The 6,877-nt window shown below is 62.7% G+C and carries 6 protein-coding genes; 4 read left to right on the top strand and 2 right to left on the bottom strand.

Annotated elements, in window-relative coordinates; genetic code table 11:
- The first annotated feature begins 603 nt into the window (after nucleotides 1-603).
- The 3 genes from LB556_RS05995 to LB556_RS05985 all read left to right on the top strand — a co-directional run bounded on the left by LB556_RS05995 (nucleotide 604) and on the right by LB556_RS05985 (nucleotide 2,634).
- Complete coding sequence (locus tag LB556_RS05995; RefSeq protein WP_224565039.1) at nucleotides 604-744, top strand: hypothetical protein; 141 nt, start codon at nucleotides 604-606, stop codon at nucleotides 742-744.
- A 129-nt stretch (nucleotides 745-873) separates the two neighbouring features.
- Nucleotides 874-1,854, top strand: coding sequence for a TerC family protein (locus LB556_RS05990; protein ID WP_263485096.1), 981 nt, complete (start codon nucleotides 874-876; stop codon nucleotides 1,852-1,854).
- A gap of 24 nt (nucleotides 1,855-1,878) precedes the next feature.
- The gene (locus tag LB556_RS05985; protein ID WP_224565037.1) at nucleotides 1,879-2,634 is read left to right on the top strand and encodes a sulfite exporter TauE/SafE family protein; all 756 of its coding nucleotides are present in this window, start codon (nucleotides 1,879-1,881) and stop codon (nucleotides 2,632-2,634) included.
- A gap of 449 nt (nucleotides 2,635-3,083) precedes the next feature.
- On the opposite strand, the gene LB556_RS05980 is transcribed toward LB556_RS05985, so the two are convergent.
- Together LB556_RS05980 and LB556_RS05975 are read right to left on the bottom strand one after the other, a co-directional pair.
- Nucleotides 3,084-4,529, bottom strand: coding sequence for an ROK family protein (locus LB556_RS05980; RefSeq protein ID WP_224565035.1), 1,446 nt, complete (start codon nucleotides 4,527-4,529; stop codon nucleotides 3,084-3,086).
- A 33-nt stretch (nucleotides 4,530-4,562) separates the two neighbouring features.
- Entirely contained in the window at nucleotides 4,563-5,471 is a 909-nt protein-coding gene (locus LB556_RS05975; protein WP_224565034.1) for a tagatose-bisphosphate aldolase, read from the bottom strand.
- 282 nt (nucleotides 5,472-5,753) lie between these two features.
- Between LB556_RS05975 and LB556_RS05970 the strand changes: the two genes are divergently transcribed.
- On the top strand, nucleotides 5,754-6,659 hold the full coding sequence (locus LB556_RS05970) for a sugar-binding transcriptional regulator (protein ID WP_224565032.1): 906 nt from the start codon (nucleotides 5,754-5,756) through the stop codon (nucleotides 6,657-6,659).
- The last annotated feature ends 218 nt before the right edge of the window (nucleotides 6,660-6,877 follow it).

Below are 6,877 nucleotides of genomic sequence, written 5' to 3'. Positions count from 1 at the left end.
GGGGTGGAGCAGCCCGGTAGCTCGTCAGGCTCATAACCTGAAGGTCACAGGTTCAAATCCTGTCCCCGCAACCAATTCTCCCTTTCCATTTGAGTCATGAACGCACGAAGCCGTTCGCGACGGCACCGTGATGGGCCGGTCTCGCGCTCCGCCTTGATGCCGGTCTTGGTCTGTGCGAGCGGCGTGTTCGTTGTAAGCGCCAAATTTGCCCCCGTGTTTCGGCGACCGATGAAAGGCGCGACACTTCCGCGATGATTCTTCGCGGGAGGACGGATTGCAGCCTGCACCCAAGCCCAGACTTGAAAGCTTGCCCGTCATCGAAGGTGTGGCCGCTCGGCTGGACGCTCTGGGCGCCGGCCAAGGAAGGCTGGCAGCCCATGTTCGTCAAAGGCGACGGGGCCCGCGACCCGAGCAGGTGTCTTCCGCCGCACCGTGGCGCGGTGACCGAGGAGATCATGATCAGCGGTTGGGACGGGCTCGCCGACTGCGCCCACTTTTTTCGGGGTGGGACACGCAGGTGGAAAGAGGTGGAGACCGGCGGAAAGCCAGAAGCCAGCCAAAAAAGAGGAACTGGTCTGTCTATGTTCCGTTGAATATCGCTGGGTGAACACCGACTTTGACGCATTTGTTGCGACACGCTGCAAGAACAAGGAGAATTCGATGTCGGACCGCTATCGACCCCACCTCTTCGCCGTTCCGCTGATCGCGGTCATCTTCGCGCTTTACGGGACGGTCATGCCCTGACCGTGGTGACCGCAAGATCATCGTCCCTGGATCACGACTGGCCTCCCGACGGCGCCCTGCCGGGCCAACCCGCCATCTAGCCTGGCGCAGTCGTCGGGAGCAAGGCGACCCTGACCCACGGAGCAACGGATGACTATCGCATCCACCGGCACGCCCGATCTCTATCTCGGATTCACGCTGCTCGTTATTGTCCTGCTGGCGGTTGATTTTTTCGTGCTCAGGGCCCAAGGCGACCACCGGGTGAGCGTGAAAGAAGCGGGCGCTTGGTCGGTGGTGTGGATTGCTGTCTCATTCGCCTTCTGCGGCTGGTTCTGGTGGTACCTGGACGTGCGCTTTTCGCGAGAAGTGGCGAACGAAAAGGCGCTCGAATACCTCACCGGCTATCTGATGGAGAAGTCGCTCGCCCTGGACAATGTCTTTGTCTGGATCACTCTCTTCAACTTCTTCGCGGTGCCTATAGAATTTCAAAAGCGGGTGCTTCTCTACGGTGTACTCGGCGCAATACTGATGCGCGCCGTGCTTATCTACGCCGGCGCGCTGCTGCTCGCCGAGTTCCACTGGATACTTTACGTCTTTGGCGCGATCCTCTTGTTCACTGGTATCAAGATGCTGATTTTGGCTGAGCGGAAGCCCGACCTGGAGAAGAACCCGGTCTTGCGGTGGATGCGCCACCATATGAGGATCACCAACGAATACCGTGGGGAGAAATTCTTTGTGGTGAGAGACGGCCTGCGCCATGCCACACCCCTGTTCCTGGTGCTCGTCGTGGTGGAGGTGACCGATCTCATCTTCGCGGTTGACTCGATCCCAGCAGTCTTTGCGATAACCGATGATCCGTTTATCGTGTTCACTTCCAATATCTTCGCCATCCTTGGGTTACGGGCGATGTATTTCCTATTGGCTGATATGGCGGAGCGCTTTCACCTGCTGAAGTACGGTCTGGCAATCATCCTGATGGTTGTCGGCGTGAAGATGCTGCTGCTCGACGTTTACAAAGTTCCGGCCTGGATCACGCTGGGCGTCGTCTCGCTTATCTTGTTGGCGTCAGTGGCGGCGAGCCTTCTCACGTCGCGGCCCACCGAACGGGAAGCGGGGTCTGGCGGTGACTGACATGGTCCAAGCGCGGCAAAGCAAGTGTTTACAATAACAAGCGAGTTCCTGGTTCTCGCTGCAGTCGGCTTCCTTGCACAGCTCGTGGATGGCGGTCTCGGGATGGCGTTTGGCCTGATCACAACGACCGCGCTGTTGTCGCTCGGAATACCACCCGCGCCGACGAGTGCAGCGGTCCATTCGGCCGAAGTTGCAACCACAGGGGCGTCCGCACTATCCCACCTGTTCCACAAGAACGTCGACTACAGGCTTCTTCTGACGCTCGGCGTACCTGGAGTGCTCGGAGGGATTCTGGGAGCACACGTCCTTTCGAACATCGACGGGGGGACAGTCCGTCCCTTCATTTCGGCCTACTTGCTCGTGATGGGACTGTTCATCGTCCTGAAAGCGGCGAAATCGGGCCCACCCAAGACGGATGCGAAGATCGGATACGCCGGTCTGCTTGGTCTGGTCAGCGGGTTCTTGGATGCGATCGGGGGGGCCGGCTGGGGACCGATTGCGACCTCAACCCTTCTTGGATCAGGTCATTCGCCGCGGAAAGCCATAGGTTCGGTCAATGCGGCGGAATTCTTCGTCACCCTAGCGGTGGCGACGACATTCTTCATCGAGTTGGCAACGGCCCACGTCGAGCATATTGCCGCGCTGATCATCGGTGGTTTGCTTGCCGCTCCCTTTGGCGGTTACGTCGCGCGCCACGTACGCCCCCGTGCCTTGATGGCTGCCATCGGTGTGTTGGTGAGCGCGCTTGCTTTGTACCAACTTTTCGAAACGTTCGGCTAAGGCATCGTCAACCAACCAGGCTCATCTGCCATATGAGTGTTGGACGAGGTTTTGCAGGCGGTGGCTGACGTACTCGACAAGATCACGACGGCCGCTGCAAAGTAGACAGCGCGGATTGAGCACCCCCGTCACCGGTTCCATGTCGATTGCCCAGAGCCAGCAAATGGCATCACAGTGGACGATAGAGTGTTACACATTCAGTTGCACAGTCCTTGGTTTTCCGAATTTTATGCTATGATCGATAGATTCACTGATAGCTGGACGGACTCACAACCTGAAGCGCTGGTCGTCACCGGCGACAAGCCCGTCGGCAATAACTTAAAACGCGTCTGCGCGCTCTCCGCCATCGCCACCGGTCGCGAGCCGCTGCCGGCGCTGCGTACCGCCCCGGAAGCGGTGGAACGGAACCATGCATCGTCGCCGGCGGCAAAATTCGCTCTTCCCGATGTCTATGCGTCGCCAGCCATCGCGGCGCGAAGCCATACGACGATGGCATCGAGGTCGATCGGCTGCGTCGTGTCGACGTCGAACAGCGGCCCTCGCCGTAGTGGTTCGGCGCGCTTGGCCAGTTCAATCAGTTCAGGAATATAGGCGGCGCCGGGATGGCCGGGGAGACGCTCGCCGAGACGAGCGCCATAGCGTTCCGCCAGCACCTCGCCTGGCGCGTGGCACCAGATCTCGACTGTGTCTTGGACACCGGCGTCGCGCAGATGATCTTCGAGCACTTGCCGCGGCTGGAAACCGAACCACGCATCGACGATGAAGGTGCTGTCCGCCGGAGCGTCGCCGACAAGCGACCAGATGACCTGGTAGCTGGCACGGCCGAGCGTGCGGTTGAATTCGCGGTCGGCGCCGCCGAGGATTTCGAGGAACGGGTTCTTGACCGTATCAAGTGCAAGCAGCGGCCATCCCGTGCGGTCGGCTATGCCGCGTGACACGGTGCTCTTGCCGCTGGCCGGGATGCCGTTGACGAGCACGGCGCGCCTGGCGCGGCCAGGCTGAACGGAAAGCGATGTCGATGCCGGCGCCAAAAGCGCCTGCAGCGCGGCGCCGATCACACCGGCATCGTCGCCGAGCCGCGCCGGCTGCACCGGGCATTGGTACCATGGCGCCAGTGCCGGCGCGTGGCCGAGCGCTCGGTGCGCCGCCAGACCAAGCCCACCGCCAAGGAGGACGAGATCGGGGTCGAACATGGCGACGGTGGTGTCGATCGCGGCGCGCAGCGGTCTTGCCCAGGCTTCCAGTATGCCGCGCGCCTTCATGTCGCCGTCCGCGTCGCGGGCGAACAGCTGGTCGACCGTGACGTCGGGGCTCAAGCCGGCACGCGCGATGTGGCGGCCAAGTGCCGTGCCGGAACTGGTGGTTTCGACACAGCCGCGCCGCCCGCAGGCGCAGACCTCGCCGTCGACGTCAACGGTGATGTGGCCCAGTTGCCCCGCCGTTGCCCGGCCACGCGTGATCCGTCGGTTCTGGACGACGGCGCCGCCAATGCCAGTGCCGATGGTGAACATGGCGACGTTGTCGTGGCCCTTGCCGGCACCAAGCACCATCTCGGCGGCCAGAGCCATGTTGCAATCATTGTCGAGGATAACAGGCTTGCCGGTCATGCTCTCCAGACGCTGCGCGAGCGCGACCGAGGCGAGGTTGACGTAGCCCCCCGACAGCACTGCGTGGCGGTGCGCGTCGACGCGGCCGGGAACGCCGACGCCGATTGCCGCCACGTCGGGGGCGTCGAGAAGGCGCACCATGTCTGTGATGCGGCCAAGCACCAGTTCAGGGTCGGGCGCGCTTTTTTCGGAAAGGCGTTCGAGGATTTCCCCTGTGGCCGAGACGCGGGCGGCGCGCAAATTGGTGCCGCCGATATCGATCCCTACGGCCGTCGACTGTTGTGGCATGACGTCCTGCACGTGCCGGTGATCCAACGGATGTCAGGCAGCTGCTTTCTGCCGATAGTGCCCGATCACCGCCTGTATCTCGCGCAGCCGGGGCACCGCGATGGTCTTAAGCCTTTCGCGCTGAATGTCACGGTCGAGCGAAATGCAGTCTTTCCACAGCGAACGGCCGGCGATCACACCGGAGGCGCCATTTTGCATCGCGATCTCGACCTGCCCGAGGAAGGTGGCGTGGTTGACGCCAGCCGAAAGCACCGCCCACGGCACTTCGCCGGCCATTTTTGTGATGTTGGCGCAGGCTTCCGGCGTTCCGGGGTAGGGCAGCTTCAGCACCTTTGCGCCGCATTCCAGCGAAATCCTCGTACCCTCCTCGACCAGCCAGGGCGTCTTGGCCGCATAGTCCTCAGGGCTCTCCCCTTCGAGCTGATAGGTCAGGAATTCGACGACGAGCAGCAGGTCCTCCTTGCCGAAGTCGGCGATGCATTGGCGCAGGATGGCGATGTTGTGTTCGTTGGCGTGCGGCTTGTCGGCCCTGAGATACACCATGATCTTGCCGCCAGTGCCGCCCAGTTCGCGCACGCGTCGCGCATCGATGCCGGGAACCAGCCGCGACAGGCGGTAGCCTTCCGGCGAAACGTCGAAACCGGACGCATCGAGGCCGATGAGGAGTGCGGTATCCCGGTTCAGCACGCCCTCGTCGACCACCCTCGGCACCGCGCAGAGCGGATCGAGTAGGACGCAGGAGGCAGCGCTTGCGAGGTAGCGCGTGATGTCGGCCTTGGTGTCGCCGAGCATGTCGTTGGTGATCCTGGCTTGGTCAGCGGGGTCCGACGCCAGCAAGGTGCGCATGCCGCCGCGCTGGTCGCAAGCGATGGCCACCATGGCTCCGTCCTTGCCGCATATCTGCTGGTAGCCGCGCAGTTCCGCGGTGGTCATCTTCGTCATGGTTGTCTTCTGTCCGATGTTGGCGCTCTCTCGCCGAGGGCGCGGATCCCGTGGAAACCAATGGTAAGTTTGCCCGCCTGCCGGCAGGAAGCTCTTGCCGCCTGATGCATCGCTTGCTGCTGGGATAAGCAGCCTTGCCGGTGCGCGGCCTGGTATGGCCAAGTTGCGAGTTCACCGGATTTGCGCAATAACTCCCGTCGGCGTATGCGTGTGTAACACGTTGCTGAAAGGAATTGCAAGCTGTCTGTTCCCTCCGTCCAGGACGCGACCGCATCGCGCACGATGCTGCACACGGTTGCCAAGCTGCACTATGTGGAGGAGATGTCGCAGGTCGATATCGCGCGGCAACTCGGGGTGTCCACCGCGACGATTTCGCGCCTGCTGCAGCGGGCGCGGGCCGAAGGCATCGTGCGCATCGAGGTCATCGACCTTGCGACGCCGGAGGATATCACAAGGCAACTGGTCGACGGGTTGAAATTGCGGGATGCCGCCGTTGTCGAGACGCCGGCGGCAGGCGCGTTGACAGCGCTTTCGGCTCCGCTTGGCGCTTTGCTCAGGCAGGCGCAGCTGGTGGCCGGCTCCGTGGTCGCCATCGGCTGGGGGCGCGCCGTGCGCGAGGTCATTCGAGCCGGCCTGCCACGTATGCCGGGCGTGCTGACGGTGGCTGCAACCGGCGGCATGCAGCAGCACGCGGCGCATTTCCAGGTCAACGAATTCGTGCGGCTAGCCGCGGAAGAGTTCGGTGGCGCGCCACGTTTCATCCACGCTCCCTATCTGCCGTCGAGCGAGTTGCGTGAGGTCTTCCTGCGCGACACGGCTATTCGCGATGCCGTCGCGCTGTGGGAGAGAACGGATGTGGCGATCGTCGGCATCGGCCTGCCGCATGCCATCAACGCGCCCGAGGCGAGTGCCGCCACGCCGAGCGAGCAGGCGCTGGTTCACGCTGCCGGCGACGTGCTTCGTCATTACTTCGATGCGGAAGGCGCCCTGATCGGCTGGGAAGGGGAGAGCCGGATGATCGCCATGTCGCCGGCGCAGCTTCGCGCCGTGCCCCTGGTGATCGGCGTCGCCGCCTCGCCGGAAAAGGCGACGGCAATCATCGGCGCCGCTCGTTCCGGGCTCATCAACGCGCTGGTGACGGACACCAAGACGGCGCAGGCCATCCTGGCGGTTCTTGCAACGCGATAGCGGCAGACATGCCGGGCCTGATGCTGCTGGTCTGTGCCGGCGAAGCCCGTTGCGAAATCGATTGTGTCGGAGGGAAGTCGGGGCGATAGTTCGCCGGGGCTCCAAGGAGCAGTCAGATGGTGTCTGGAAAAGCCGGCGTTGCGGCTTCGCAAAAACCGAGTTGCAATTTATTTCTGCAAAGTGTTACAACCTATGGACCCGGCCTGCTGGCGTGCCGG

It is taken from the genome of Mesorhizobium sp. ES1-4 (assembly GCF_020164745.1).
Classification (GTDB): domain Bacteria; phylum Pseudomonadota; class Alphaproteobacteria; order Rhizobiales; family Rhizobiaceae; genus Mesorhizobium.
The sequence above is the reverse complement of the archived record's forward strand: the minus strand, read 5'-3'. Positions and strand labels throughout refer to the sequence as shown.